Source organism: Guyparkeria halopsychrophila, assembly GCF_044582135.1.
In the GTDB taxonomy this organism is placed as follows: Bacteria; Pseudomonadota; Gammaproteobacteria; order Halothiobacillales; family Halothiobacillaceae; genus Guyparkeria.
Window position 1 is genome coordinate 1 of sequence record NZ_JBDODP010000012.1, and the last position, 26075, is coordinate 26075.

Sequence of the window (26075 nt, forward strand, 5' to 3'; positions counted from 1 at the left end):
CTCCTGCGCGTCCAGGAATGCCTCCATGGCCTGGCTCACCTGAACCTGCACGGACGCGGGCGAGTCGGCGGGCGCGTCGCTCGGCTGCGCCTGCGCCAGGACAGGTGTCAGTAGCCAAGCGGCGAGCAGCATAATCGAACGCAGCAAGACCTTTCTGGGTGATCTGCCGGTTGGTCGAGCGAAAGGGCGGTAATTACTCATCGGGATGCAATGCGTGGCCTCGGGTTGCTTGCGGCAAATGGTTAAGCATTTACTATGCCATTCCCTGCGGCGGCCGACCTTCGGGTGGACGGGGTGGCGGTGTGGGCGCAACCCACGGGCGACTGCGCTACCATGGCGACACGACGTCGTTGCCGAGCCATTGAACATGACCGGACGGATCGGCTTGACCGGTGGGTCGGGATTGAGTGTGATGCTAAAGATTGCGCCAATGGGGCCGATACGACGTCTGAAATAACCAAGATTCCCCGCCACTTTCTGTGTCACCAGGACAGGACTAGCCGTGAAAAGCAACGTGATGTCATCAGTCGATTCCCGCACCCAGCTGGCCGGACGAAACCGTCTGGAGCTTCTGGTGTTCGGTCTGGGCACCGACCAGCGCTTTGGGATCAACGTCTTCAAGGTCCGCGAGGTGATTCGTTGTCCCAAGCTGACCGACGTGCCGCACTCGGACAGCTCGATCCGCGGTATCGCCGACGTACGCGGCCACACGATCACCGTCATCGATCTGTCGGAAGCGATCGGCAAGGGGCGCATGACGGACGAGCAGGTGCATAACGCCTTCGTCATCATTACCGAGTACAACCGCGCCGTGCAGGGTTTCCTGGTGCATTCGGTCGACCGGATCGTCAACCTGTCCTGGAAGGAAGTGCTGACCCCGCCGAGCGGGACCAACAACTCCAATTTCCTGACGGCCGTGGCCCGTATCGACAAGCAACTGGTCGAGATCATCGATGTCGAGCAGATTTTCGCGCGGGTCGTCGGCGTGGCCGATACCGTCTCCGACGACGTGATCGGCGAGTACGGCGACGTCGCCAAGGGCTCGGATTTGGTGCTGGTGGTCGACGACTCGGTGGTCGCTCGCAAGCAGGTGGAAAGCACGCTCGAGCAGATGCATCTCAAGTCGGTGGTCACCAAGAACGGTCAGGAGGCGATCGACACACTTCGGCGTTGGAAGGAGAAGCAGCCCGAGCAACTCGAGCGGTTGGCCATGGTGGTTTCGGATATCGAGATGCCCACGATGGACGGCTACACGCTGACCTCGTTGATTCGTCAGGACTCCGCCCTCAAGGGCATCTACGTCATCCTGCATTCGTCGTTGTCCGGTGTATTCAACGAGAGCATGGTCAAGCAGGTCGGCGCCGATCGCTTTATCCCGAAATTCCATCCGGATGACCTGGCCCGGGTCGTGGGCGAGGCCCTGTCACGCCACGAGGGACACCACGTCGTGGGTGAGGCTTGACCGCGGCATGAAGGCCGAAACCTTCGACCGGTTCTGCTCGTTCCTGGAGCAGCACAGCGGCATTTTGCTGAGCCGCGACAAGCAGTACCTGGTGGAAACCCGTCTGTCGCGCGTGGCCCGATCACAGGGGCACGCGTCGGTGGAGGCGCTGATCGAGACGCTGCTCTCGCGGCGTGATCGCGTGCTGGCACGCGACGTGGTCGACGCCATGACCACCAACGAGACGCTCTGGTTCCGTGATGGTTACCCCTTCGCGGCGCTGGAAAAGAAATTCTTCCCCGAGGCGGCCGCCGCGAAGAAATCCACCTACCGTATCTGGTCGGCGGCCTGCTCGACCGGTCAGGAGGCGTTTTCGATCAGCATCATTGCCGAGGAGCAACGGGTACCGTTCAATCTGGAGATCGTCGGTACCGACATCTCCGAGGTGGTGATCGAGAAGGCCCGCCAGGGTGTCTTCGATGACCTTTCCCTGGGCCGCGGGTTGTCCCCGGAGCGAAAGCGTCAATTTTTCGTCAAGACCGAGCATGGCTGGAAGGTCTCGCCGCAGATCAGCCGCCGGGCGCAGTTTCGCGTCGGCAACCTGCTTGAGTTGCGCCCCGAGTCCCGTCGTTACGACCTGGTCTTCTGTCGGAATGTCCTGATCTACTTCTCCCGCGAGACCAAGGCGAAGATCATTGACCGCATCGCCGACACCCTGGTGCCGGGCGGCTACCTCCTCCTTGGCGCCTCTGAATCCCTCACCCAGCTTTCCGATCGTTTCACCCCCGAGCGATTGCCCACCGGTGGCACGGCCTACCGACTCAAGAGTTGACGCCAACCGAACGACTCTTGCCGTCGTTCATCCAAAAACTGGCACGCTTATCGCATAAACCCTCGGCACTGACATTGTGTCGAGGGTTTTTTCATGTCGATCATCAATGACCGCCTGCTTGGCATCCACGACGATGCCCTGATTCTCCAGGAGCGGAATCTCAAGTTGCGCGCCGAGAACATCGCCAATGCCGATACCCCGGGTTACAAGGCGCGGGTGATGTCGTTCGACCAGGCGATGGAAACCGCCTTGCAGACAAAGTCTTCGTCACCGGCCGGGAGTGCCGGGCGTCTGATGACCGAGGATCCGCGCCAGATGGGCGGCGGGGCTTCCTCATCGATCCGCGAAGGCTTTTCCGTGCCGGACGCGCCGGCACTGGACGGCAATACCGTTGACCTGGACAAGGAGCGGGTGGGCTTCACACAGGATGCGGTGGGCTACCAGACGACGCTCTCGTTTCTCAACAGTCGCGTTGCCGGGATCAAGAAGGCCCTGAGTGGTCAGTGATGGATCAGTGGTTAATAGCGCTTCGTCCGGCCAATCCAGCGGGCCCTGCTCGGGCAGACCGCGAACCAAACTTCTCAGTCAAGGCAGGTGAATCATGAGCTTGTACGACGTATTCAATATTTCGTCTTCGGCGATGGCGGCGCAATCGACCCGCTTGAATACCACGGCCTCGAACCTGGCGAATGCCAATGTCGATGCCTCGTCACCGGAAGAGGCCTACAAGGCAAGACATCCCGTTTTTCAGACCGTGCTCGAGGCCAACGGCGGTCGTGGTGTGAAAGTCGCCGGTATCACCGAGTCACAGGCGCAACCGGCGCCCAAGCATGACCCCGGCAATCCGCTGGCGGACGAGAATGGCTATGTCTACAGCTCGAACGTCAACCCGGTCGAGGAGATGGTCAACATGCTGTCGGCCTCGCGCACGTACCAGACCAACGTCCAGGTGATGGATACCACCAAGCAGCTCGCCATGCGCACGCTGCAACTGGGGCAGGGGCAGTAAGCCGTAAAACGGCAGGAGACACGATATGGCCAGTTCAGTGACCAATGATATCTATTCCGATCTGGGGCTTGCGGCGAACAAGAGCGGCAAGGGCGAAGACAAGAAAAACCTCGATCAGACGGATTTCCTCAAGCTCTTGACCAAGCAGATGGAACAGCAGGATCCGTTCGAGCCGATGGATAACACCCAGTTCATCGCCCAGATGGCGCAGTTCAGCTCGCTCGAAGGGATAAATCAACTGAACGAAACGGTTTCCGGATTCGAGAATTCGGTGCAGTCCAACCAGGTGATGCAGGCCGCGTCGCTGGTCGGGAAGGCTGCCCTCGTCAAGGGGGACACCGCTCAGCTTTACCACATGCAGCGGGCGGACGGCAGCACGGCGCCCTCCGGGATTCTCGGCTCGGTCGATGTGCCCAGTGGGGCATCGAAGATGACAGTCGAGATCACCAACGCCACCGGGCAGGTGGTCAAGAGCATCGATGTGCCGGTGAACGGTTCCGATCGTCCGTCCTTCTCCTGGGATGGGCGGCTGCAGGATGGGCGGATGGCGCCCGAGGGCAACTACAAGGTGAATGCGAACGCCACGGTGGATGGAAAAGGGCAGGCGCCCCAGACCTACGTCGGGGCGGTGATCAGCAGCGTGGGCGTGACCAAGAACGGTCCGGAATTGAATCTCGACGGTTTGTCTTCGGTCAAGCTCTCGGATATCGTTGAAATCATTAACTAATCGGAGGACGAGTCATGTCGTTCAACACCTCCATCAGCGGCCTGAACGCCGCACAGAAAGACCTCTCGGTGACGGGGAACAACATCGCCAACGCCAAGTCGACCGGCTTCAAGAAGTCACGAGCTGAATTCGGCGATATCTACGCGGTCAGCGCGTTCGGTAACAGCAAGACCGCCGTGGGGCAGGGTGTCATCAACCAGGCGGTGACCCAGCAGTTCTCGCAGGGCAACCTCGAGTTCACCGACAATTCGCTCGACCTGGCGATTTCCGGCCAGGGCTTCTTCGCTTTCCAGCCGTCGCTGGACTCCAATGAGTCGGTTTTCAGCCGGGCCGGGGCGCTGGGCGTGAACAAGGACGGTTATCTGGTCAATCAAGCGGGCGAATACCTCAAGGCGCTGCCGGTAAACGTGAACGGGACATTGCAATCGACCTCGCTCGCCACCTCCACGGCGGTCCAGTTGCCGGTCGCCGCGGGTGCGCCGCAGGCGACCACCAAGGCGAGCCTGTCACTGAACCTGCCAGCGGGGGCCCAGACGCCGCCGGTCACCACGTTCGATCCGGACACGCCGGATTCGTATAACCAAGCGAATTCGCAGCGGATTTATGACTCGTTGGGCAACCCGACCACGTTGACCAGCTATTTCGTGAAAAATGATCCAGCCACTAATGGAGGGATCGATAACCAGTGGACTGTCCATTACCAAATCGCTGATCAACCCGTTTCTCCGGGTTATGCCGGTGACAACGTCATCACCTCACAGACCGTTACCTTTGATACCGGCGGCAATCTGATCACGACTGGTGCCAACGCGCCCAATCCGCCCAATCCGGTCGCGTTGACTGAAGACGGAGCGGATTTGGGTACCGGAGCGGCCGATCTGAATATCGCCATGACCTTCCGAACGGATTCGACCCAATACAATGGTCCGTTCAACATTGCCGATCAGTCAGCCGACGGCAATACCACCGGGCAGCTGACCGGCATCTCCGTGGGCACAGACGGTTTGATCCGGGCGAGCTACACCAACGGTGAAAATATTGCGCTGGGCAAGGTGGCCCTGGTCGACTTCCGTAACCCGCAGGGCCTCAAGCAGGTGGGCGACAACCAGTGGATCGAGTCGATTGATTCGGGTGAGCCGCTGGCGGGGGAGGCCGGCACCGGGACCTTCGGTGCGATCCAGGGCGGTGCCCTGGAGACGTCGAATACGGACCTGACCCAGGAGTTGGTCAACCTGATCACCGCGCAGCGGAACTTCCAGGCCAACTCGCGGGCGATCGAGGCCAACAAGACCCTGAGCGACACCATTATCGGCATTCGCTGATCTAGTCCGCGATCATTCGATCAGACCAGGCGGCCCGCGGGCCGCCTTTTTTGTGTCGGCAAGTGGTTCAATCACGGCGCCTTTCCTCCTGATGCCTTTGATGCCCTTTCTGGCACGCCTCCTGCATTAACCACGACATCGGGGCATTTTCCCCTGTCTGATCAGTGAATGATGGAGGTGTTGTGATGGATCGTCTGGCCTATATCGCCATGAGCGGTGCCTCGCAGACATTACGGGCCCAGGCCACCAACGCCAATAATTTGGCGAACGTGAACACCCAGGGTTTCAAGGCCGATATCGACGCCTTTGCCACCTTGCCGGTCTACGGCCCGGGGCAGGCATCGCGGGCCTATACCGAGGCGCAGGGCAAGGGGGCGGACTTCTCCGCGGGCCCTTTGATGACCACCGGTCGGGATCTCGACGTCGCCGTCAAGGGCGAGGGGTTCATGGCCGTGGAAGCGCCGGATGGTCGGGTGGCCTATACCCGCCGCGGTGATCTTCACCTGACGGCCAACGGCCAGTTGCAGACCGGGCAGGGCGATCCGGTGATGGGCAACGAGGGGCCGATCGCCATTCCCCCGGCCGAGAAGATCGACATTCATGCCGACGGCAGCATCAGCATCATCCCGGTGGGCGGGCAGGCCAATGCCCCCGCGATGGTCGATCGCATCCGACTGGTCAACCCGGCCCAGGCCGATCTGACCAAAGGCGGGGATGGCCGCTTCTCCCTTCGCCAAGGCGCCGAGGAGCCGCAGGCCGATGCGGCGGTGCAGGTGGCCAGTGGCGTGCTCGAGGGCAGCAACGTCAATGCCGTCGAGGCGATGGTCAACATGATCGAGTACGGCCGCATGTTCGAAACACAGAGCCGAATGATTCGCACGGCAGACGAGAACGGCGAAGCCGCCGACCGCCTGATGCGTCTCGGTTAATTCAGTTAGGGGAGAGACACCATGACCACACCTGCACTCTGGACAGCAAAGACCGGCCTGGACGCGCAACAGACGCGCATGTCGGTGATTTCCAACAACCTCGCCAACGTCAACACCACCGGCTTCAAGCGTGATCGGGCCGTTTTCGAGGACCTGATCTACCAGAACTACCGCCAGGTCGGCGCGGCGAACAACCAGCAGGACGAAGTGCCCACGGGTCTGAACGTCGGCACCGGTGTTCGCGTCGTGGCCACGGCGAAGCAGCACACCCAGGGCAATCTCCAGCAGACGGACAATGCCCTGGACATGGCGGTCAACGGACGCGGTTTTTTCCAGGTGCTGCAGCCGGACGGCAACATCGCCTACACCCGTGACGGCGATTTCCAGCTCAACAGTGACGGCCAACTGGTGTCCGCCAACGGCCAGCCGGTCCAGCCGGCGATCAACGTTCCGCAGGGGGCCCAGTCGATCACGATTGGTACCGACGGCACGGTCAGTGCGCAGCTGGCCGGGCAGGCCGAGCCGGTTCAGCTGGGCAACATCCAGCTGGCGGACTTCGTCAACCCGGCGGGCCTGCAGCCGATCGGCAACAACCTGTTCGTCGAGTCGGGTGCCAGTGGCGCGCCGCAGTTGGGTACCCCGGGGCTCAACGGCATCGGCTCGGTCCAGCAGGGCGCCCTGGAGAGCTCCAACGTCAACGTGGTCGAGGAACTGGTCAGCATGATCGAGACGCAGCGCTCCTACGAGATGAATTCCAAGGCCATCTCGACGACCGACGGCATGCTCCAGTACCTCAACCAGAACGTCTGATGACGCCGATCCACGGAGGCACGTCATGAAACCGTCAATCCAGTCGCTTTTGGGGGCACCGTTGCTGGTCGCGTTCGCGCTGCTGGCCGGCTGCGCCAGTCAGCCGCCGATCAAACCCGATCCGCAGTTCAATCCCGCCATGCCGCCGGAAGCATCCGAGCACAACCCGGTGCAGAGCAACGGCGCGATCTTCCAGACGGGGCAGGTGGACAACATGTTCGCCGACTCGCGGCCATACCGGGTGGGCGACATCCTGACGGTGCTTCTCGAAGAGCGCATGCAGGCCTCCAAGAGCGCGCAGACCTCGACCGGCAAGAGCCAGGAGACGGCGATTACCCCGCCGAACATTCTGGGGCTGACCGGGCCGGCAATCGAACGGCTCAACGCGCAGATCACCGGCGAGCGCGACTTTGCCGGCGACGGGGCCAGCAGCCAGCAAAACACCCTCAACGGTCAGATTACCGTCACGGTGGCCCGCGTGCTTTCCAACGGCAATCTGGTGATTCGTGGCCAGAAGTGGATCGGGATCAACCAGGGCAGCGAGTTCATCAAGCTGGCCGGGATGGTTCGACCGCAGGACATCGCGGCGGACAACACCGTCATGTCCTCGCGGGTCGCGAATGCCCAGATCGCCTACGGCGGTGAGGGCGTGATCAACGAATCGAACAACATGGGCTGGATGGCGCGCTTCTTCAATAGCCCGATCTTCCCCTTCTGATGGTGGGACGCATGAACATCAACACACACATTCGAGCGTTTCTCGTCGGCCTGCTCCCCCTGTTGCTCGCAGCCGGCGCGGTGACCTTCTCCCCATTGGCAGGCGCCGAACGCATCAAGGACGTGGCGAGCTTCGCCGGCGTGCGCGACAACCAGCTGCTTGGCTACGGCATCGTGGTCGGCCTGGCCGGTACCGGCGATCAGACCACCCAGGTGCCGTTCACCCGTCAGAGCATCCAGAACATGCTCGAGCGTCAGGGGTTGTCCCCCGATGGTGGCAACGTGCAGTTGAATAATGTCGCGGCGGTCATGGTCACTGCCGATCTGCCGCCGTTCGCCAAGCCCGGGCAGGCGATAGACGTCACGGTTTCGTCGATCGGTAACGCCGATAGCCTGCGGGGTGGTGAGCTTTTGCTGACGCCGTTGAAGGGCGCGGACGACAATATCTATGCCGTTGCCCAGGGCAGCCTGATCGTCGGTGGGCTGGATGCCTCAGGGCGTGATGGCTCACGCGTGACCATCAACATTCCCACGGTTGGACGTGTCCCCAACGGGGCGACCGTCGAGCGCAGCGTGCCGAGCAAGATGGGCGGTGCCGGGGCGGTGTTCCTCAACCTGCATCAGCCCGATTTCACCACGGCTCGCCGCATGGAAGAGGCAATCAACGCGATGCTCGGCGGGGGCGTGGCCGAGGCGATCGACGGGGGCACGGTCAAGATCCGTGCGCCGGACTCGCCCGATCAGCGCGTCGGGTTCATGTCGGTACTGGAAAACGTCGAGTTCCAGCCCGGCGAGGGGCCGGCCCGCGTGGTGGTCAACTCGCGTAGTGGCACGGTCGTGATCGGTCAGAACGTGCGCATCGAGGCCGCCGCCGTCTCGCACGGCAACCTGACGGTGACGGTGGACGAGAGCCTCAACGTCTCCCAGCCTGCCCCGTTCGGCGAGGGCGAGACAGTCGTCACTCCGGAGTCGGATGTCGCCGTGCAGGAGGCGAACAATCCCGCGTTCGTGTTCGATCCGGGCGTGAAGCTCAACGACATTGTCAAGGCGATCAATGCCGTCGGCGCCTCACCATCGGACCTGGTCGCCATCCTGCAGGCGCTCAAAAGCGCCGGGGCGCTCAAGGCCCAATTGATCGTGATCTGAGGTGACGTGATGGTCAATCCCGCACAAATTCACTCGTACACCGACTTCCAGGGGCTCAACCAGCTCAAGGCCCAGGCCGGCAAGGATCCGGGGCAGGCGCTCAAGCAGGTCGCCTCCCAGTTCGAGACGCAGTTCGTCAAGATGATGCTGCAATCGATGCGCGAGGCCACGCCGCGCGACGGCCTGTTCAACAGCGAGCAGACCAAGACCTTCGAGGGCATGTTCGATCAGGAGATCGCGCAGAAGCTCTCCAGCCGCGCCGGTGGCATCGGGCTGGCCGAGATGATCGAGCGTCAGCTGTCCAAGCAGGCGGCCGGCATGGACGGTGAGCGGCCATCGGAGGGGTTCCCGCTGAAGATCGCCGAGAACGGGGGCGTGGTCGAACAGGCACCGCGTGCCTACCCGTTGCCCGACGCCTCCGAGTGGACCCTGCGCCCGCATGCCTGGATGCAGAAAGACAAGGACGCCGAAGGCACCCCCACGGACGACAAGCAGTTGGCGCAGCCGGGGCCGACCAAGGAACGGCTAGCCGCACTGGGATCGTCAGAGGCGACTGGTGGCACGAAACAGCCGGCCTACTGGGAATCACCGGAGCGGTTCGTCGAGGCCATCCTGCCGCATGCCCGCGAGGCGGCCGACAAGTTGGGTGTCTCGGCGAAGGTGTTGGTGGCGCAGTCGGCGCTGGAAACCGGCTGGGGCAAGCATGTGCCGCATGACGGAGGTGGCGAGGCGAGCAACAACTTCTTCGGCATCAAGGCCGATCGCGGCTGGGACGGCGAGCGCCAGGTGCACGGCACGCTGGAGTTCGAATCCGGCAGCCTGGTGCGCCGACAGGCGGCCTTCCGTCAGTACGACTCGATGGCTGCCTCCTTCAACGACTTTGCCCGTTTCATTCAGGAAAACCCGCGTTACGGCAAGGCGCTGGAGGCCCGTGACGATCCCGAGCAATTCGCCCGCGAACTGCAGCAGGCCGGTTACGCCACCGACCCCCGATACGCCGACAAGCTGATCTCGATCATGAACTCGCCGGCGATGAAGGACGCGGTGTGATCGGGCCAAGCCTTCGTTCAAGTTTTCCCTTAATCGGCCGATAAGGTCGGCAGTAAACCCTTTGAGGCCTCATCATGGCGGACATTCTCAGCAACTCGGTCAGCGGCCTGCTCTCGGTGCAACGCGCACTGGCGACGACCGGGCACAACGTCTCGAATGCCAATGTCGAAGGCTACTCCCGCCAGCGCGTGGAGATGAGTGCGCAAATGCCCCAGTTCATGGGCAATGGGTATGTCGGCACGGGGACGAAAGTCGACAGCATTACGCGCAACTTCGATCAGTTCGTCGAGAGTCAGCTGCGTGATGCCACCAGTGAAAACAGTCGCCTGGGCTTCCTGCAGGACTTCGCCAGTCAGGTGACCGGTGTGCTGGGTGATACCGAAACCGGTGTTTCGCAAGCCAGTCAGGCGTTTTTTAACGCCGCCGGCGATGTGGCTTCCAACCCCACCGACATCACCTCCCGGCAGGCCTTCCTGAACGAGGCGGGTGCGCTGACCGATCGACTCAATCGTGTTGATATCCAGTTGGCGCAATTGAATGCGAATGTCGGCCGGCAAGCCGGCTCGATTACCCAAGAGATCAATGTCTTTGCGGGCGAGGTGGCCGATCTCAATGACAAGATCACAACGGCCTACGCTCAGGATCCCAGTGCATTGCCGAATGATCTTCTCGATCGCCGGGATCAACTGGTGCGTGACATTGCCAACCGGATCAATATTCGGGTGGATGACGACGGCAAGGGGTCACTCAACCTCGCGGTTGGTTCGGGGCAGTCCTTGGTCACTGGCAGCGTGCACACGGATTTATCCGCCACCGCGGTTCCTAGCGGTGTGGAAATTGAAATCGACGGCAAGTCGATCACGCGACTGGTGACCGGTGGGGATCTGGGCGGCATCGTCGAGGCCCAATCCACTCTGATTACCCCGCTGCGCAATCAACTGGGGCGTACGGCCATGGTCGTGGCACAGGAGGTCAATGCGATCCAGACACAGGGTTTCGACCTGGATGGCAACGCCGGTGAGCCGCTGTTTTCTCTCGCCATGGAAGGCAGTGTCATCGGCAGCCCACGTAACGAGGGGAATGGCGGTGCCACCGCTGACGTCACGGATGCGACCTTGCTGAAAGATGAGCGGTACATCGCCCGATATGACAGCACTCAATCGGAGTGGGTGATTCGTAGCGAAAAGGATCCGGGCTCGATATTGGCTCAGGTGGCTGTGAACGGCTCGACTACGGCGATTCCCGGCCTCGATATCACCTTTGACAGCACCCCAGTCCACGGTGACGCGTTGTACATCGATTCAGGTGTGGGCGCGGCCAGTCGGATAAGCACGCGATTGAGCGACCCGAGTGACGTGGCGGCAGCGGGCAGTGCCGACGATGGCGCAGGCGGTACGGTTACCTTGGGTTCTCGTGACAACACCAATATCCAACGCATCACGGACTTGGCCAATCAATCCGTGGTCGGACAATCGACGTCTGACTACAACGGCTCGCTCGACCCGGATGCGCTGGATGGCCAGACCATCGGTGGTTCACTCGCGTCTGCTGTCGGTCAGGCCGGGTCGGTGGCGCGTTCGGCCGAGTTGCAGGGAGCTTCTTCCCAGGCCGCGCTGGATAATTTGCAGGCCAGAAAGGAGTCGATCTCCGGGGTGAATCTGGATGAGGAGGCGGCCAAGCTCCTGCAATACCAGCAGCAATATCAGGCCTTGGCCCGGAGTATTTCCATTTCGGGGCAGTTGTTCCAGTCCGTTCTGAACGCGGTTCGTTGAGGGTAATCTGATGCGTGTTTCCACTTCCATGATTATGCAAAGCGGCCTCCAGAACCTGCAGCGTCAGCAGGCCGGAATGCTGCAAGCGCAGACCGATATCGCCACGGGGGTGAGGTTGCGAACGGCGGACGTTGATCCCGTGGCATTCAGCCAGGTCAGCCAGATTGCCGACCAAGTGGGTCGTGTGGAGCAATTCCTGCGCAACAATGAAATGGCCGAGGGCAAGATCCGCTCGCAGGAAACCCGCTTGGCCACGAGCACCAACATTCTCCAGCGGGTGCGGGAAATCTCGTTGGAGGCCGGCAGCATCTTGCAGGATGACACCTCCCGGCAAGTGCTCAGCAACGAGTTGAGTCAGTTGCGCGATGCGCTCGCCCAGCAGATTAACGCCAAGAATGAGCGGGGGGAGTACGTCTTCTCGGGGACTCAGGCCAACCAGCAGCCGTTCGATCTCGCCTCGGGCGATGACCAGTTGATCAACCAGGCCAACCCGGCGGTCAATGCGGTGAAAGTGGATGTCGGTGAAACGCAGCAGGTGACAATAAACCGCGTGGCCAGCGATATTTTCACCCTGGATGCCGGTGATAGCGAGTCGCCTTACCACGATCGCAGTCATCCAGCACATGTTCCCAGCGAAGATGGGCCGAGGTCGGCTCTACAGGTCATTGATGACCTCAAGCGGGCATTGAATGAGCCGCCGCCAAAAGTGGATTTCTATTCGGGTAGCCAGAAGGATGTCGATGCGCTTCTGGGCAAGGCCATATCGGCTCGCGGTGAAATGGGCAACGACCTCAACGTGCTCGATCGTCTGAAAAACGATCAGCAGGCCTGGAAGCTGGCCAACGAGCAGCTGATGTCCGGTTTGCGTGACACGAACATGCCGGAGGCCATTTCTCGCCTGAACGAAAACCTTTACAGCCTGCAGGCCACGCAGAAAAGCATGGTCAAGATCCAGGGCCTGTCCCTGTTCAACAGCATCTGACGGGCCGTCCCGTCACGGCTTGCCTGTCACGAGCTCCTGGTAGACCCGTAGCAGGTTGTCCGTCATGGTCTTGGATGACCATTCCATCGCGTACGGTCGCGCCGCCACCGACAACCTTTCCCGTTCGGCGTCGTCGTCCAGCAGGGCGTTGATCGCCTCGGCAAAGGCTGCCGGATCGTTTTCCACGATTCGACAGCCGCCGTCTTCGTCCAGCACATCCCTCGTTCCCATCTCCGCTACCGCGACGACCGGTGTTGCCTGGGCGAGTGCTTCCAGAATGACCAGTCCCTGCGTCTCGCTGATCGAGGCAAACACGAACAGGTCGGCCGCCCCGTAGGCAGCCGGCAATTCGGTCTCCCGGCACAGGTAGCCGAGCAAGCGAACGGAGGCGGTCAGCCCCGCTGCCTCCACCTTTCTCATCAGCGTGTCCCGAGCCGGCCCCTCGCCGGCGATCGTCAGGATGGCTTGCGGGTGATGGGCGAGAACGGCGGGAAACATGTCGAGCAGGACATCGATGTTCTTTTCCCACGCCACGCGGCCGACGTAGAGCAGCAGCGGGGCCTCCATCGGAATCGCGTGCCGCTCGCGGAAGGCCGTGGTGTCTGTCGTCGAGGCCGGTGACGCAATCGAGATGCCGGTTGGTATGACCGTCATCGGCGTTTTGACGCCGTAAGTGGCCAGGGAGGCCTTCATGGGTGCCGATGGCACCACCAGCCGGTCGACCTCGTTGCATTGCCCCCGCGACCATCGCCGTGCGAGCGCTCGCAGCCACGAGGGCGGCAGGATGGGCACATACTTGTCCACATATTCCTCGAAGAACGTGTGATAGGTCTCCACGACGGGAACACCCAGTTTCCTGGCGATTCGACGTCCGGCGTAGTGAGCGAGGAAAGGCGTTTGCACGTGGACGACATCGACGTTTTCTTCGGCCAGTCCTTGAGCCTCGCGCATCAGCGCGCCCCAACGCATCAAGCGATCCTCGGGATCGAGGGGAGCCCGTCGCGAAGGGATACGTATCAAGCCGTGTTCGATCAGGTCGGTCGTGCCGGCGCCGGGCTGGTCGGCGGGGTAGGCCGGGCAAAGGAGGGTCACTCGGTGGTCCAGAGCGATCAATTGCCGTCGGAAGCTCTCGATCGAGGTGGACACCCCGTTGATCCGCGGGAAAAACACATCGGAGATCATCAGTATGTGCAAGGTGGTGCGTCCCGAGTTTGTCGTGGCGGTATGAGATCGGCCATTTTTGCGGATGGTTGTGACCATATGGTGTCGGCGGCGCTGCCGATCCCTCAGGCCGGCTATGGTACGATCCCGCCGTTTTCAATCGGCGAGACAGGATCATGATTGCAGGGGTGTTTCCGGGGCAGGGTTCCCAGTCGATCGGCATGGCCAGCGGCTGGGGCGAACACGAGGATATTGCGCAGGCGGTGTTTGATCGCGCGGGGGATGTGCTCGGCTACGACCTCTGGGCGCTGGTCGCCGAGGGGGATGCGGCGGCGCTGAACCAGACCGAGCGCACCCAGCCGGCCATGCTGGCCGCCGACGTCGCCGCCTGGCAGATCTGGCGTCACAATGACGGCGCCATGCCCGCGGCCCTGGCCGGCCACAGCCTGGGCGAATACGCCGCGCTGGTGGCCGCGCAATCCATCGATTTCGAGGCGGCGGTCGCCCTGGTGGCCCGACGCGGTCAGCTGATGCAGTCGGCCGTCGCCGAGGGGCAGGGCGCCATGGCCGCCGTGCTCGGCCTGGAAGACGATGCCGTGCGTGCGGTCTGCGAGAAGGCCCGCGACGGTGAGGTCTGCGAGGCGGTGAACTTCAATGCCCCGGGGCAGGTGGTGATTGCTGGCGATCGGGCCGCGGTCGAGCGGGCTGAGGCGATTGCCGCGGATGAGGGTGCCAAGCGCTTCTTGCTGCTGCCGGTGAGTGTGCCGTCGCATTCCTCCCTGATGCGCGAGGCCGGCGAACAGATGCGTGCCGAGATCGCGCAGGTCGACATTCGTGCCCCGCAGATCCCCGTGATCCACAACGTGGATGCCCTGACCCACGACAAGCCCGAGGCCATCGCCACCGCGCTGGTCGAGCAGCTGTTCCGCCCGGTGCAGTGGGTGGCCTGCGTGCAGGCCATGCAGGCGATGGGTGCCGGCGACCAGGTCGAGTTTGGTCCCGGCAAGGTGCTTACCGGGCTGGCGCGTCGTATCGATCGTGGCATGGGCGCCAAGGCGGTCTTCGACCAGGCCACGCTGGAAAAGGCATTGGGCGCCGAGTAAACCAGGCCACGATCAAGCAGGCCGACCGAACAAGAACCATCACGAGGAATACCCATGTCTGAACAAGCAAGCCAATTCGCCAACCTCGACGGGCGCGTGGCGCTGGTGACCGGCGCCTCGCGCGGCATCGGTGCGGCCATCGCCGATGCACTGCTTGCCGCCGGTGCGACGGTCGTTGGTACGGCCACCTCGGAGAAGGGCGCGGCAGCGATCAGTGAGCGCCTGGGCGAGAACGGTGCCGGCATGGCGCTGGACGTGACCGACGGCGCGCAGGTCGATGCGGTAATCAAGGAGATCGAGTCGCGCTTCGGCCCGGTCGCGGTGCTGGTCAACAACGCCGGCATCACCCGCGACACGCTGCTGATGCGCATGAAGGAAGACGACTGGGACGCGATCATCCAGACCAACCTCACCTCGGTCTTTCGCCTCTCACAGAAGGTCATGCGGTCGATGGCCAAGGCCCGCTGGGGGCGGATCATCTCGATCGCCTCGGTGGTCGGTTCGATGGGCAACGCCGGGCAGACGAACTACGCCGCGGCGAAGGCGGGCATCATGGGCTTTTCCAAGTCTTTGGCGCGCGAGATCGGCGCGCGTGGCGTGACCGTCAACGTGGTGGCCCCGGGTTTCATCGAGACCGACATGACCCGTGACCTGCCGGAAAAACAGAAGGACGCGCTGCTGGGCAACATCCCCAACGGCCGGTTGGGTCAGCCCGAGGAGATCGCCGCGGCGGTACGTTTCCTGGCCGCCCCGGAAGCCGGTTACATCAACGGTCAGACGATCCACGTCAACGGCGGGATGTATATGGGATAAGGCCCGCTTTAGCGGGTCTGAGAACGCCCAGGCATTTTTATTTGGCCTGCCGGGCGGTTTTCACTAGAATGCCGGGCAGTGTTGGCCTGGAGTAGCCGGGCCAAAATGTTTAATCGATTAGTGTTTGTACCAGAAGAGGTTCGATACGAATGAGCACCGTTGAAGAACGCGTCAAGAAGATTGTTGTAGAGCAGTTGGGCGTCAAGGAAGAAGAAGTCACCAACGAAGCTTCATTCGTTGACGATCTCGGCGCGGATTCCCTCGACACCGTCGAGTTGGTCATGGCCCTGGAAGAAGAGTTCGAGTGTGAAATTCCGGACGAAGACGCCGAGAAGATCACCACCGTTCAGCAGGCCATCGACTACGTCAACAACCACAAGGACGCCTGATCGGGTCCTTGTACGTTTCGCAGGCCGCTGGCCTGTGAGCTGAAAGCCGTGTTTCGGTCTTCCTTTCGGGGGATCGATCGCGGTTTTTTACTAGGGGGCATCGGCACGATGCGATCCCGCTGAAATTCTGTTGGGAATCGCCAAGCCGAGCGGCAGCCCGCCCGGCGGTTACCCAACGAACTGGAACAGAGCATCATGAGCAAACGTCGCGTCGTGATCACCGGCCTTGGGCTGGTGACCCCGCTGGGGAACAACGTCAAGGATTCATGGGACGGTATTCTCGCCGGTCGGTCGGGTGCGGCCCCCATTGATCGCTTCGATACCGACAAGATGGCGGTCAAGTTCGCGGCCACGGTCAAGGATTTCGATCCGACCACGATCATCCCGGTGAAGGACGTGAAAAAGATGGAGCCGTTCATCCACTACGCGATGAGCGCGTCCATCGAGGCGATCGAGGATGCGGACCTGATCAGCGATTCGCTCGATCTCGACCGGGTGGGCACGTTTATCGGTTCGGGCATTGGCGGGCTGGGCGGCATCGAGCGCAACACGCTGGTCCTGGAAAACCAGGGGCCGCGTCGCGTCTCGCCGTTCTTCATTCCCGGCGCGATCATCAACATGGCCTCCGGTCAGCTCTCGATTCGCTATGGTTTTCGTGGTCCGAACCTCGCCACGGTGACCGCCTGTACCTCGGGCACCCACAGCATCGGTCAGGCCGCCCGCATGATCTCCTACGGCGATGCCGACGTGATGATTGCCGGCGGCACCGAGGGCGCCGTCTCGCCGCTGGGCGTGGCCGGCTTCGCCGCGGCACGCGCCTTGTCGACTCGTAACGACGATCCCCAGCGGGCCTCACGGCCCTGGGATCGTGATCGTGATGGTTTCGTCCTCGGCGAAGGTGCCGGTGTCGTGGTGCTCGAGTCGCTGGAGCATGCCCAGGCTCGCGGGGCTCACATCTACGGCGAGGTCAAGGGCTTCGGCATGAGCGCGGATGCCTATCACATGACCCTGCCGGCCGCTGACGGCGACGGGGCGCATCGCTGCATGAGGGCGGCCCTCAAGGACGCCGATCTCCAACCGAGCGAAATCGGCTACATCAACGCCCATGGGACCTCCACGCCTGCCGGTGACGGCACCGAGGTGCATGCCATCAAGAAGTTGTTCGGCGAACAGCCGGTCGAGTGCCCGGTCAGCTCGACGAAATCGATGACCGGGCATTTGCTCGGCGCGGCCGGTGCCATCGAAGCGGTGTTCTCGGTACTCGCCCTGCGCGATCAGGTGCTGCCGCCGACGATCAACCTCGACAATCCCTCCGAGGATTGCGATCTCGATTTCGTGCCCCACGAGGCTCGTCGTGTCGAAGGCTTCGAGGTGGCAATGTCCAACTCCTTCGGCTTTGGCGGCACCAACGGCACGCTGATCTTCGGTCGCACGATCGACTGATGGGCGTGGGGCGACGCTCGAACGAACCGGGCGTCCGTCGGTCCCGCCGGGGCGGGCCGCCCATGCATGGATTGCGTCCGTCAATCACTCGCGCGTGACGTGCCCATGAGCGAGCCTGTCATCCATCGCCTCGAACGGGACTCGGAATGGGTCGTGCCGTCGCTCGCCGACGTGCTTACCGCCGCCGGCACGGATGCCAGCCACCTGTTCGAGAGTGTGACCGCTGGCGGCCCGCTGAGCCGCTGGTCGATTCTGTTTTCCGCCGCCGAGGAGCGCTTGGCTGCCCCCGCCACGCCGTCAGCCGATGCCACGGCCTTTCTCGATTCCTTCCAGCAGGCCGTCTCTCGTCGGCAGCTCTTGGGCGAGGCCTTTGATGCCGGCGCGTGGTTGGCCGCCCAAGGCCTGCCAGGGTCGTTCCCCTTCCTCGGCGGCTGGAGCTTCTTCCTTGCCTACGAGATGGCCGCGGAGATCGAGCCAACGCTTGACCTGCCGCCCTTCGCCCTGGGAGCCGAGAGTGGCTTTCCGCGCGCGATCGCCGAATATCACCCGGCGGCCCTGGTGCGCGATCACGACGCGGGCGAAGACATCGTGGTCCACGACGGCAGTGCTCGAGGCGCGGGACTGGCCGCGGCCCTGATCACCGCGCGGGCACAGGCGTGTGAAGCGATTGGCAGCGATGAGCGTGGTGGCGCGGTCGAGCTGGCTGAACTGGCCCCGCCAGCGGGCAAACCGCACCGCGACCGGGTGGCCCGTGTTCGTGACTACCTGTTCGCCGGGGATGTCTTTCAGGCCAACCTCTCGCATGCTTGGCGTTTCAGGCTGGCACCGGGCGTGTCGTCCGAGGCGGTCTACGAGTCCCTGTGTCGCCGCAATCCGGCCCCGTTTGCCGCTTGGTACCGGCAGCCGGAAGGCGAGATCATCAGCTCCTCGCCGGAGCGGCTTCTGCGCGTGGCCGAGGGGCGCGCCGAGACCCGCCCGATTGCCGGCACCCGCCGGCGCGACCCGGACCCGCAGCGTGACCAGGAACTGATCGAGCAACTGCGTGCCCACCCCAAGGAGCGCGCCGAGCACGTCATGCTCATCGACCTCGAGCGCAACGATCTTGGCCGGGTCTGCGAGCCCGGCTCGGTGCGGGTCGACGAGTTGATGGTGGTCGAGTCCTATGCCCAGGTGCATCACCTGGTCTCGAACATCGTCGGGCGACTTCCGGCGACCACCTCGCCGCTGGCGGCGCTGGCCGCCTGTTTCCCCGGCGGGACGATCACCGGCTGCCCCAAGGTCCGTTGCATGGAGATACTCGCCGAGCTCGAGCAGACCGGCCGTGGGCCCTATACGGGCAGTCTCGGTTACCTGAGCAACCACGGGCGACTCGACAGCAATATCCTGATTCGCAGCATCTTCCTGAGCCCCGACGGGCGCGGTGAATTCCGTACCGGCGGCGGGATCGTGGCGGACTCCGACCCGGCCCGCGAGCTCGATGAGACCTACCAGAAGGCCCGTGGTGTGCTCGATGCCCTGGGTGGCGAAGCGGCCCTGGCCGCCGGGGTGCCGGTCGGATGAATCCGATCGAGTGGCCCGTGACCGATCGGGGCTGTGCCTTTGGCGACGGCCTGTTCGAGACGCTGTTCGTTCGACAAGGACAGGCGACCCGGCTTGCCGATCACCTCGCCCGGCTGCGTTGCGGGCTGGCCACGCTCGGTCTACCCGAGCCCTCCGGCGAGCGAGTGCTCGCGGTGCTCGACCAGGCGATCGAGGCGGGGGCAACCGGCGTGTGCAAGCTCACTGTCACCGCCGGATCGGGTCCCCGGGGCTATCGTCGTCCCGAACACCCCGAATTGACCGTAACGGCCTCCTTTGGCGCGCTGCCGGCGCTTCCGGCCGAGCCACTGGCCCTCGACCCGGTCCCGGTGGCACTGGAAGGGGCATCCGCGCTGCGCGGCCTCAAGCACCTCAATCGGTTGGTGCAGGTACTGGCCCAACAGTCACTCCCGGTCGATCGGGTCGAGGGCCTGATGCTCGACCCGGCCGGGCGGGTGGTTTCCGGTACGATGGGCAACGTCTTCTGGCGGGAACGCGATGGCTGGCACACGCCGCCGCTGGTCGGCGGGGCGATTGCCGGCACGCGTCGGGCCTGGTGGGTCGAGGCCCTGGGCGCCCGAATCACCCCCTGCGCCCCGGGTCGTCTGGCCCAGGCCGAGGCAGCGTTTCTCTGCAATGCCGTCTCGGCCTGGCGCCCGGTCGGCACGCTGCTCGGCCGGGCGCTGGCGGATGTCGGTGGTCCGCCCCGTGACGGCCTGGAGCGGATCGAGGGCTGTTGGCAACCACCGGCCGACGATACGACGAACCCTTGGCCCGCGACATTGTCCGAGGCCATGGCCAGCAGTTCTTGGGGGCGAGTCGCCCTTCGGGAATTCGGCGCGCCGTGCGGGGTGGTATTCCCGAGCGCCTCATCACGTGAATCGATCGAGAGTTAGGAGTTGCGGATGCGGCGAGCCATTGGTGTGTTCTTGATCTGGGTTGCCGGCATGGGCGGGCTCGCCGCCCTGCTCCTCGGGGCGGGGCTAGCCATGCACTACTGGCAAAAGCCACTCACCGCCGAGACGACCACTCTCACCGTGGAGCCGGGACAATCCATGCCGACGATCGCCGAATCCATCCACGAGGTGCAGCCGGGCATTCCGGCCCGGGCGATCGACTGGACGGCACGTTTTCGTGGCCAGGCCCGTCAAATCCAGGCGGGTGAGTACGAGGTCCGCCCCGACGAGCGACTGGCGTCCCTGCTTGATCGCATGGTAGCCGGCGACGTGATCGAATACCGCTTTACCGTGCCGGAAGGCGTCACCGCGCAGGCCTTTCTCGACCGACTGGCCGAGGCGCCGCGCATCCGCCGCACGATCGAGGAGCTGACCCCGCAGGCGGTGATCGAGGCGCTCGATCTGCCCGTGGATCACCTCGAGGGCTGGCTCTACCCGGACACCTACCAGTACCCCGCGGGCACCAGTGACCGCGCCATCATCCAGCGCGCCTTCGCCCATATGCAAGAAGCACTCGATGCCGCCTGGGCGGCGCGTGCCGACGACCTGCCACTGGAAAGCCCGTACGAGGCACTGATCCTCGCCTCGGTGATCGAGAAGGAGACCGGGATCTCCGGCGAACGCGGCGAGGTGGCCGGGGTGTTCGTCAATCGCCTCAAGCGGGGCATGCGCCTGCAGACCGACCCCACCGTGATCTACGGCATGGGCGAGGACTACGACGGGCGCCTATTCAGCCGGCACCTGCGTGAGGACACGCCGTACAATACCTACACGCGCGATGGGCTGCCGCCGACGCCGATTGCCCTGCCATCGGCCGCCTCGCTGCGGGCCGCGATCCGCCCGGCACAAACCGATGCCCTGTATTTCGTCGCCGACGGCACGGGCGGGCACGCCTTCTCGCGCACGCTCAAGGAACACAATCGTGCCGTCGCCCGTTGGCGGACCCATCAGCGCGAACAGGGAGACCGTCCATGACCGACCTGCGATCCATGCCGCGTTTTGTCACCCTCGAGGGGCTGGAGGGCGCGGGCAAGTCGACCGCCATGGATTTCGTGCGCGAGTGGTTCGAGGCGCGCGGCGAGGCGGTGCTTTGCACCCGCGAACCCGGTGGCACCCCGCTGGCCGAGGAGCTACGCACCGTTCTCAAGGCCGTGCGCGAAGAACCGGTGGCCGCATCGACCGAGTTGCTGCTGATGTTCGCCGCCCGCGCCCAGCACGTCGAGCGGGTGATCCGTCCGGCCCTGGCCGCCGGCAAGGTGGTGATCTGCGACCGATTCACCGATTCGACCCGCGCCTACCAGGGCGCCGGCCGCGGGCTGTCGATGGCGACCATCGACCAGTTGGCCGAGGTGGCGCATGCGGACTGTGATCCCGAGCTGACGCTCTGGCTGGATGTGCCGGTGGTGCTTGGCCTTGAGCGCGCGGCGAACCGCGAGGCGGCGGATCGATTCGAGCAGGAGACGCTTGCCTTCTTCGAGCGGGTGCGGGGCGGCTTCGAGTCGCTCTGTGAGCGGGAACCGGCACGGGTGCGACGGGTGGATGCCACGCGCCCCCTGGACGAGGTGCGTGGTCAGATCGAAAGTGCACTGGAGGCTGTTCATGGTGGCTGACACGATGGACGCCCACCTGTCGGGGCTGGCCGAGCAGCGATTGATCAGCGACCCGGCCACCATCCAAAGTGCCGGCTGGCTGAACGATGCCTGGTCGCAGCTCGAGCGGATGATCGCCGCCGGGCGCTTGCCGCACGGCCTGTTGCTGCACGGGCGCTTGGGCGCGCCGATGACGGCCTTGCTCCAGACACTGGCGCGCCGCCTGATCTGTGACGCACCGCGAGACGGCTGGCCGTGCGGCGAGTGTCCCGCCTGCCGCCAGGCGGAGCAGGGTAGTTTCCCCGATCTGCATCGACTGGCGGATGATCCCGACCACCGCGATATCCCGGTGGATGTCATTCGGACCCTGATCGACGGGGCGTTCATCACCCGCTATGGCCGCATGCGGCTGGTGCTGATCGAGCGCATCGAACGACTCAACCGGTCGTCGGGCAATGCCCTGCTCAAGCTCCTGGAGGAGCCGCCGGAGTCGATGCAGTTTCTCTGCACGGTCGAGCAGGTCGACCGGTTGCTGCCCACCATCCGCTCGCGGTTGCAACGCATTCGCCTGCGCGAGCCGCGCCCCGAGGAACTGGCCGCCTGGTGGCGCCAGGCCAGCGGGTGTTCGCCCGAGCGGGCCGAATTGCTGGCGTTCATCGACGATCCCACCCTGGTCGACGGCACCGATCCCACGTTCGATTGGCAGGCCGTCACGAGTGCCTGGGTGCGACTGGCCGAAGAACCCCAATCGCCACTGGCGCCGATCGCGCCGTGGCTGGCCACCCCCCGACCGGTGCTCGCCCGCTGGCTGTTGCGGCTCTGGCCGGCGGTGGCCCGTCGCCAGGCCGGTCTGTCCGATACGCTCCCGGCGGCGATCGTGCCGATGATCGAGCGGCTGGCCCGCGCCCACGACGGCGAGCGGTGGCTGGCGGTGCAGAGCCGCCTGATCCAGTTCGCCCGCGAGTCCGGGCATCCGCTGCATCCTGAGCTGTCGGTGGAGCATCTGGCGCTGGACCTGGTCGACCCACGACTCGCCCGTCGCCTCGAGCCGGTCGGTTAAGGAAACTCTGCACGAAACGGATGTCGCTCTGGCCTGTCGGGCCGTTCGTGATCAAGACGACGCAACGCGGAACACGGGCGGCTCGGCAGGCCCCGCAGGGCGCGCCTTGAGCCGGGTATCTGCCGCGTTGTCGTCCTTGGAAAGGGAATCCCCTTCCACGGCGGACGAGCGCCTTGCATCTAGCCCGGCTCAAGGCGCGCAGAGCGATATCCGTTTCGTGCAGAGTTTCCTAACTTCGACCTCCCCGCGATTGCCGGTAGACTGATGAGCCAGATTCCAGTGTTTCGATTCGGCACAGGCGAGTGCCAGGCCGATCGATCAACCATGACGAGGTAGCGTGCAATGGCAGCAGGAGGCGGTCTGGGTGGAGGCATGATCCACCACAACATCCCGGACAAGGACACGCTGTACAAGTCCTACATGCCGTTCGTGAAGAACGGTGGGCTGTTCATTCCGGGGCACACGCAGATCCCGATGGGCAAGGAGATATTTCTCACGCTGACCCTGATGGGCAGCCCCGAGCGGCTCGCCGTGGCCTCCAAGGTGGTCTGGCTCACGCCGCAGGGCGCGCAGGGCGGCAAGGTGGCCGGGATCGGCGTGCAGTTCGGCCGCATGGACCAGGGCCGCACGCGCAAGCAGATCGAGGCCTACCTCGCCGGGGCGCTGGAAAAGGAAACACCCACGTACACCATGTGAATGGCAAGGGCGGTGATCTGCCGTCCTCCCTTGTCCCTTTCCCTCGGAGCACCATGCAACTGTTCGATTCGCACTGCCACCTCGACCGGGTGGAGCTCGACGCCTTCGACAACGACTTCGATCGCTTCATGCATACCGCCTGGCTGGAATCGGTCACGCGGATGCTCTGCGTGTCGATCAAGCCGTCGACCTGGCCGGCGATGACCGAGCTGGTCGCGCCGTACCTCTCGGGCAACGCCGACCGGCTGGCTGAGCGACCCGAGGTATTCCTCTCCTACGGCCTGCACCCCACGGACGATGCTGGCGCCGTGATTCCCACCGAGGAACTGGTGCGCGCGATCCGCGAAGACCAGCACGCGGATTCCATCGTGGCGGTGGGTGAGACCGGGTTGGACTACTTCCACTGCGAGAAAGGCGAGCGCTGGCAGCACGACCGCTTCGTCAATCACATCGAGGCGGCCAAGGCCGTGGACAAACCGGTGATCATCCACACGCGTGGGGCGCCCGGGGACACGATGGACGTGCTCGAGCGCGAGCACGCCGAGGAGTGCGGCGGGGTAATGCACTGCTTCGCCGAGGATTGGGATACCGCGCGCCGCGCACTGGATTTGGGGTTCTATATCTCCTTCTCCGGTATCGTCACCTTCAAGTCGGCCGCCTCGTTGCGCGAGGTGGCCAAGAAGGTGCCCGGTGACCGGATACTGGTCGAGACCGATTCGCCGTATCTCTCGCCGGTCCCGTTCCGCGGCAAGCCCAACAACCCCATCCGCGTTCGCCACGTGGCCGAAGTGCTGGCCGATCTGCGGGGCGAGAGCCTGCCGGAATTGGCCGCCCGGGCTGACGAGAACACCAGGCGCTGGTTGGGATTGGCGGGTAGCTGACGAACACTCGTCCGTTCGATTGATCAGCCAATGCAAAAGGGGCCCTTGTCGGGCCCCTTTTCGCGTCCGGGTAAATCTGCTGATCTGCCGCTCAGTTGCTGGCGACCCGGAGTTCCTGCCCAGGCTTGATGGCCGTGTCCGGCCCGATGCGATTGAGCGCGGTGAGCTCGGCGACGGTGGTGGAGAATCGCTGCGCCAATTGCCAGAGCGTGTCGCCCGGTTGAACCACGTACTTCGAGGCGGTGTCACCGCTGTCATCCGCGGCCTTGGCGCCGACGATCACCTTGTCGCCGGGGCGCAGGACCGGGTTGTCGCCGTAGGCGTTCATCCGGCGTAGCTCGGCCAGCTTGATGCCGTGCTGGCGCGAGATGGCCCAGAGCGATTCGCCCGGTTGGACCGTGTGGCTGCGGACATTGCCCGAGGCGATTGCGCGGTCGACGCGCCCCGTGGGGACGAGGATTTCCTGTCCGGGGCGGGCGACGGCCGACTGGCGGCGATTGATCGCCAGCAGTTCGTCGACCGAGCTGCCATAGCGCTGCGCGACCTGGTAGAAGCTGTCACCGCGCACGAAGGTGTAGCGCTGCCAGTCCTCGGCGGCGCTGGCCGCGGAGTTGAGCGTGTCGACGTCGAAGCGACCGCGCGCCTCGCGTGGCACCAGCAGATGCCGCGGCGTATCGCCGGTGATCGACCGGCCGAAGCCGGGATTGAGGCGATAGAGCTCGTCGTGCTCCATCCCGGTCATGTCGGCCAGCTTGACCAGGCTCACGGATCGTTCCAGCTCCACCTGCGCCAGGGCCGGGCTGTTTTCGATCGTGTGCGGGGTAAAGCCGTACTTCTCGGGCTGGGAGAAGATCTTGACCAGGGCGAACAGGCGGGCGGGGTAGTCCTGGGTTTCCTTGCGAATCTGCTTGAGACTCCAGAAGTCGGTGGCCTGGCCGCGCTGCTCGTTCTGCCGGATGGCGTTGAGCAGGGTGCCCTGGCCGCCATTGTAGGCGGCGATCACCGTCGGCCAGTCATCGTCGAACATGCCGCGCAACTGGCTGAAGTAGGTGACGGCCGCATCGGTGGACGCCTCGATGTCCCGTCGGCCGTCGTAGAAGGCATCACGATCCAGACCGAAATAGGTGCCGGTGGAGGGAATGAACTGCCAGATGCCCGCCGCCGAGCTCGACGACAGGGCCTGCGGCAGGTAGGCGCTCTCCACGATCGGCAGCAGGGTCAGCTCCAGTGGCAGGTTGGCCGCCTCGAGCTTCTCCACGATCATGTAGAGATACGGTTCGGCCCGTTTACTGACCTCGCGCAGGTATTCCGGGTGGCGGGCGTAACGACGGACCTCCGCATCGACCCGGGCATTGTCTGGCACCGGCAGGGTGAAACGATTGGCGACCGCGCCCCAGAGATCGTGTTGGTGGTCCGTGGCCTGTGGTTCGCCACCGTCCTGGCGGCTGATCGCCGGGAGGGTGGAGAAACCCGGCCGACTGCTTTCCCTCGCATCGCTGCCTTGGCGATCGGACGGCGGTACCAGGCCGGCACAACCGTGCAGCAGCAGGACGGCCGCGGGCAGGAGCAGGCCGCGCAACAGTCTTGACGACAATGCGAGGCGCCCAGAGGGAATCAGGTGGGTCGGCAGTGTAGGCATGGTGTCGTCCGGCTATCCGTCGTTGGTGGC

At 64.0% G+C, this 26075-nt stretch carries 26 protein-coding genes; 24 read left to right on the plus strand and 2 right to left on the minus strand.

Translation table 11 applies throughout. The annotated features are described in order from the left end of the window. Positions 1-502: 502 nt before the first annotated feature. The 13 genes from ABGV18_RS06565 to ABGV18_RS06625 all read left to right on the plus strand — a co-directional run bounded on the left by ABGV18_RS06565 (position 503) and on the right by ABGV18_RS06625 (position 12737). Positions 503-1462, plus strand: coding sequence for a chemotaxis protein (locus tag ABGV18_RS06565; RefSeq protein WP_396581044.1), 960 nt, complete (start codon positions 503-505; stop codon positions 1460-1462). 7 nt (positions 1463-1469) lie between these two features. Further along, positions 1470-2273, plus strand: a complete 804-nt coding sequence (locus ABGV18_RS06570) for a CheR family methyltransferase (RefSeq protein ID WP_396585341.1) — start codon at positions 1470-1472, stop codon at positions 2271-2273. Between the two features lie 93 nt (positions 2274-2366). Continuing rightward, positions 2367-2780 (plus strand): flagellar basal body rod protein FlgB, encoded by a 414-nt coding sequence (gene flgB, locus ABGV18_RS06575; RefSeq protein ID WP_396585342.1) that lies wholly within the window; start codon positions 2367-2369, stop codon positions 2778-2780. Between the two features lie 94 nt (positions 2781-2874). Beyond that, the gene (gene flgC, locus ABGV18_RS06580; protein WP_396585343.1) at positions 2875-3282 is read left to right on the plus strand and encodes a flagellar basal body rod protein FlgC; all 408 of its coding nucleotides are present in this window, start codon (positions 2875-2877) and stop codon (positions 3280-3282) included. Between the two features lie 25 nt (positions 3283-3307). Further along, positions 3308-4009, plus strand: coding sequence for a flagellar hook capping FlgD N-terminal domain-containing protein (locus ABGV18_RS06585; protein WP_396585344.1), 702 nt, complete (start codon positions 3308-3310; stop codon positions 4007-4009). Positions 4010-4023: 14 nt separating this feature from the next. Then, positions 4024-5331 (plus strand): flagellar hook protein FlgE, encoded by a 1308-nt coding sequence (gene flgE, locus ABGV18_RS06590; RefSeq protein WP_396585345.1) that lies wholly within the window; start codon positions 4024-4026, stop codon positions 5329-5331. Between the two features lie 185 nt (positions 5332-5516). Next, positions 5517-6260, plus strand: coding sequence for a flagellar basal-body rod protein FlgF (gene flgF, locus ABGV18_RS06595; protein ID WP_396585346.1), 744 nt, complete (start codon positions 5517-5519; stop codon positions 6258-6260). 21 nt (positions 6261-6281) lie between these two features. Continuing rightward, positions 6282-7070: a flagellar basal-body rod protein FlgG gene (flgG, locus tag ABGV18_RS06600; protein WP_396585347.1), complete on the plus strand. Its 789-nt coding sequence runs from the start codon at positions 6282-6284 to the stop codon at positions 7068-7070. A 25-nt stretch (positions 7071-7095) separates the two neighbouring features. Further along, on the plus strand, positions 7096-7788 hold the full coding sequence (gene flgH, locus ABGV18_RS06605; RefSeq protein WP_396585348.1) for a flagellar basal body L-ring protein FlgH: 693 nt from the start codon (positions 7096-7098) through the stop codon (positions 7786-7788). A gap of 11 nt (positions 7789-7799) precedes the next feature. Continuing rightward, positions 7800-8933: a flagellar basal body P-ring protein FlgI gene (locus tag ABGV18_RS06610; RefSeq protein ID WP_396585349.1), complete on the plus strand. Its 1134-nt coding sequence runs from the start codon at positions 7800-7802 to the stop codon at positions 8931-8933. 9 nt (positions 8934-8942) lie between these two features. After that, entirely contained in the window at positions 8943-9983 is a 1041-nt protein-coding gene (flgJ, locus tag ABGV18_RS06615) for a flagellar assembly peptidoglycan hydrolase FlgJ (RefSeq protein WP_396585350.1), read from the plus strand. Between the two features lie 74 nt (positions 9984-10057). Next, on the plus strand, positions 10058-11755 hold the full coding sequence (flgK, locus tag ABGV18_RS06620) for a flagellar hook-associated protein FlgK (protein ID WP_396581033.1): 1698 nt from the start codon (positions 10058-10060) through the stop codon (positions 11753-11755). A 28-nt stretch (positions 11756-11783) separates the two neighbouring features. Then, the gene (locus ABGV18_RS06625; protein WP_396581032.1) at positions 11784-12737 is read left to right on the plus strand and encodes a flagellin N-terminal helical domain-containing protein; all 954 of its coding nucleotides are present in this window, start codon (positions 11784-11786) and stop codon (positions 12735-12737) included. A 12-nt stretch (positions 12738-12749) separates the two neighbouring features. Here ABGV18_RS06625 and ABGV18_RS06630 read toward each other — a convergent pair whose 3' ends face one another. Further along, positions 12750-13931: a glycosyltransferase gene (locus tag ABGV18_RS06630; RefSeq protein ID WP_396581031.1), complete on the minus strand. Its 1182-nt coding sequence runs from the start codon at positions 13929-13931 to the stop codon at positions 12750-12752. A 143-nt stretch (positions 13932-14074) separates the two neighbouring features. Here ABGV18_RS06630 and fabD point away from each other — a divergent pair, with 143 nt between their 5' ends. The 11 genes from fabD to ABGV18_RS06685 all read left to right on the plus strand — a co-directional run bounded on the left by fabD (position 14075) and on the right by ABGV18_RS06685 (position 24406). Continuing rightward, positions 14075-15001 carry an ACP S-malonyltransferase gene (fabD, locus tag ABGV18_RS06635; RefSeq protein ID WP_396585351.1) on the plus strand — a complete coding sequence of 309 codons (927 nt, stop codon included), beginning with the start codon at positions 14075-14077 and terminating at the stop codon, positions 14999-15001. 54 nt (positions 15002-15055) lie between these two features. Beyond that, positions 15056-15814, plus strand: coding sequence for a 3-oxoacyl-ACP reductase FabG (fabG, locus tag ABGV18_RS06640; RefSeq protein ID WP_396585352.1), 759 nt, complete (start codon positions 15056-15058; stop codon positions 15812-15814). A gap of 149 nt (positions 15815-15963) precedes the next feature. After that, positions 15964-16203 (plus strand): acyl carrier protein, encoded by a 240-nt coding sequence (gene acpP, locus ABGV18_RS06645; protein ID WP_396581028.1) that lies wholly within the window; start codon positions 15964-15966, stop codon positions 16201-16203. Positions 16204-16398: 195 nt separating this feature from the next. Next, complete coding sequence (gene fabF, locus ABGV18_RS06650) at positions 16399-17646, plus strand: beta-ketoacyl-ACP synthase II (RefSeq protein ID WP_396585353.1); 1248 nt, start codon at positions 16399-16401, stop codon at positions 17644-17646. Positions 17647-17751: 105 nt separating this feature from the next. Beyond that, a complete protein-coding gene (locus tag ABGV18_RS06655; RefSeq protein ID WP_396585354.1) occupies positions 17752-19206 on the plus strand; it encodes a chorismate-binding protein in 1455 nt (484 codons plus the stop codon). After that, a complete protein-coding gene (locus ABGV18_RS06660; protein WP_396585355.1) occupies positions 19203-20120 on the plus strand; it encodes an aminotransferase class IV in 918 nt (305 codons plus the stop codon). The genes ABGV18_RS06655 and ABGV18_RS06660 overlap by 4 nt, the downstream gene beginning before the upstream one ends. Positions 20121-20129: 9 nt before the next feature. Then, positions 20130-21155, plus strand: a complete 1026-nt coding sequence (mltG, locus tag ABGV18_RS06665; protein WP_396585356.1) for an endolytic transglycosylase MltG — start codon at positions 20130-20132, stop codon at positions 21153-21155. Continuing rightward, complete coding sequence (gene tmk, locus ABGV18_RS06670) at positions 21152-21790, plus strand: dTMP kinase (protein WP_396585357.1); 639 nt, start codon at positions 21152-21154, stop codon at positions 21788-21790. The genes mltG and tmk overlap by 4 nt, the downstream gene beginning before the upstream one ends. Further along, on the plus strand, positions 21780-22829 hold the full coding sequence (locus tag ABGV18_RS06675; protein WP_396585358.1) for a hypothetical protein: 1050 nt from the start codon (positions 21780-21782) through the stop codon (positions 22827-22829). Before tmk ends, ABGV18_RS06675 begins: the two co-directional genes overlap by 11 nt. 342 nt (positions 22830-23171) lie before the next feature. Then, positions 23172-23525: a PilZ domain-containing protein gene (locus tag ABGV18_RS06680; RefSeq protein WP_396585359.1), complete on the plus strand. Its 354-nt coding sequence runs from the start codon at positions 23172-23174 to the stop codon at positions 23523-23525. A gap of 53 nt (positions 23526-23578) precedes the next feature. Further along, positions 23579-24406: a YchF/TatD family DNA exonuclease gene (locus tag ABGV18_RS06685; RefSeq protein WP_396585360.1), complete on the plus strand. Its 828-nt coding sequence runs from the start codon at positions 23579-23581 to the stop codon at positions 24404-24406. A 91-nt stretch (positions 24407-24497) separates the two neighbouring features. On the opposite strand, the gene ABGV18_RS06690 is transcribed toward ABGV18_RS06685, so the two are convergent. Next, positions 24498-26045: a lytic transglycosylase gene (locus ABGV18_RS06690; RefSeq protein WP_396585361.1), complete on the minus strand. Its 1548-nt coding sequence runs from the start codon at positions 26043-26045 to the stop codon at positions 24498-24500. Positions 26046-26075: the final 30 nt, after the last annotated feature.

Bases quoted from the DNA above. Each gene is read 5' to 3' on its own strand.
- flgB (WP_396585342.1), top strand. From the start codon at position 2,367: ATGTCGATCATCAATGACCGCCTGCTTGGCATCCACGACGATGCCCTG.
- flgE (WP_396585345.1), top strand. From the start codon at position 4,024: ATGTCGTTCAACACCTCCATCAGCGGCCTGAACGCCGCACAGAAAGAC.
- ABGV18_RS06690 (WP_396585361.1), bottom strand. From the start codon at position 26,045: ATGCCTACACTGCCGACCCACCTGATTCCCTCTGGGCGCCTCGCATTG.
- ABGV18_RS06585 (WP_396585344.1), top strand. From the start codon at position 3,308: ATGGCCAGTTCAGTGACCAATGATATCTATTCCGATCTGGGGCTTGCG.
- flgJ (WP_396585350.1), top strand. From the start codon at position 8,943: ATGGTCAATCCCGCACAAATTCACTCGTACACCGACTTCCAGGGGCTC.
- ABGV18_RS06675 (WP_396585358.1), top strand. From the start codon at position 21,780: ATGGTGGCTGACACGATGGACGCCCACCTGTCGGGGCTGGCCGAGCAG.
- ABGV18_RS06655 (WP_396585354.1), top strand. From the start codon at position 17,752: ATGAGCGAGCCTGTCATCCATCGCCTCGAACGGGACTCGGAATGGGTC.
- fabD (WP_396585351.1), top strand. From the start codon at position 14,075: ATGATTGCAGGGGTGTTTCCGGGGCAGGGTTCCCAGTCGATCGGCATG.
- fabF (WP_396585353.1), top strand. From the start codon at position 16,399: ATGAGCAAACGTCGCGTCGTGATCACCGGCCTTGGGCTGGTGACCCCG.
- tmk (WP_396585357.1), top strand. From the start codon at position 21,152: ATGACCGACCTGCGATCCATGCCGCGTTTTGTCACCCTCGAGGGGCTG.
- ABGV18_RS06685 (WP_396585360.1), top strand. From the start codon at position 23,579: ATGCAACTGTTCGATTCGCACTGCCACCTCGACCGGGTGGAGCTCGAC.
- ABGV18_RS06680 (WP_396585359.1), top strand. From the start codon at position 23,172: ATGGCAGCAGGAGGCGGTCTGGGTGGAGGCATGATCCACCACAACATC.
- flgC (WP_396585343.1), top strand. From the start codon at position 2,875: ATGAGCTTGTACGACGTATTCAATATTTCGTCTTCGGCGATGGCGGCG.
- ABGV18_RS06570 (WP_396585341.1), top strand. From the start codon at position 1,470: ATGAAGGCCGAAACCTTCGACCGGTTCTGCTCGTTCCTGGAGCAGCAC.
- acpP (WP_396581028.1), top strand. From the start codon at position 15,964: ATGAGCACCGTTGAAGAACGCGTCAAGAAGATTGTTGTAGAGCAGTTG.
- ABGV18_RS06610 (WP_396585349.1), top strand. From the start codon at position 7,800: ATGAACATCAACACACACATTCGAGCGTTTCTCGTCGGCCTGCTCCCC.
- mltG (WP_396585356.1), top strand. From the start codon at position 20,130: ATGCGGCGAGCCATTGGTGTGTTCTTGATCTGGGTTGCCGGCATGGGC.
- flgF (WP_396585346.1), top strand. From the start codon at position 5,517: ATGGATCGTCTGGCCTATATCGCCATGAGCGGTGCCTCGCAGACATTA.
- ABGV18_RS06625 (WP_396581032.1), top strand. From the start codon at position 11,784: ATGATTATGCAAAGCGGCCTCCAGAACCTGCAGCGTCAGCAGGCCGGA.
- flgH (WP_396585348.1), top strand. From the start codon at position 7,096: ATGAAACCGTCAATCCAGTCGCTTTTGGGGGCACCGTTGCTGGTCGCG.
- fabG (WP_396585352.1), top strand. From the start codon at position 15,056: ATGTCTGAACAAGCAAGCCAATTCGCCAACCTCGACGGGCGCGTGGCG.
- flgK (WP_396581033.1), top strand. From the start codon at position 10,058: ATGGCGGACATTCTCAGCAACTCGGTCAGCGGCCTGCTCTCGGTGCAA.
- ABGV18_RS06660 (WP_396585355.1), top strand. From the start codon at position 19,203: ATGAATCCGATCGAGTGGCCCGTGACCGATCGGGGCTGTGCCTTTGGC.
- flgG (WP_396585347.1), top strand. From the start codon at position 6,282: ATGACCACACCTGCACTCTGGACAGCAAAGACCGGCCTGGACGCGCAA.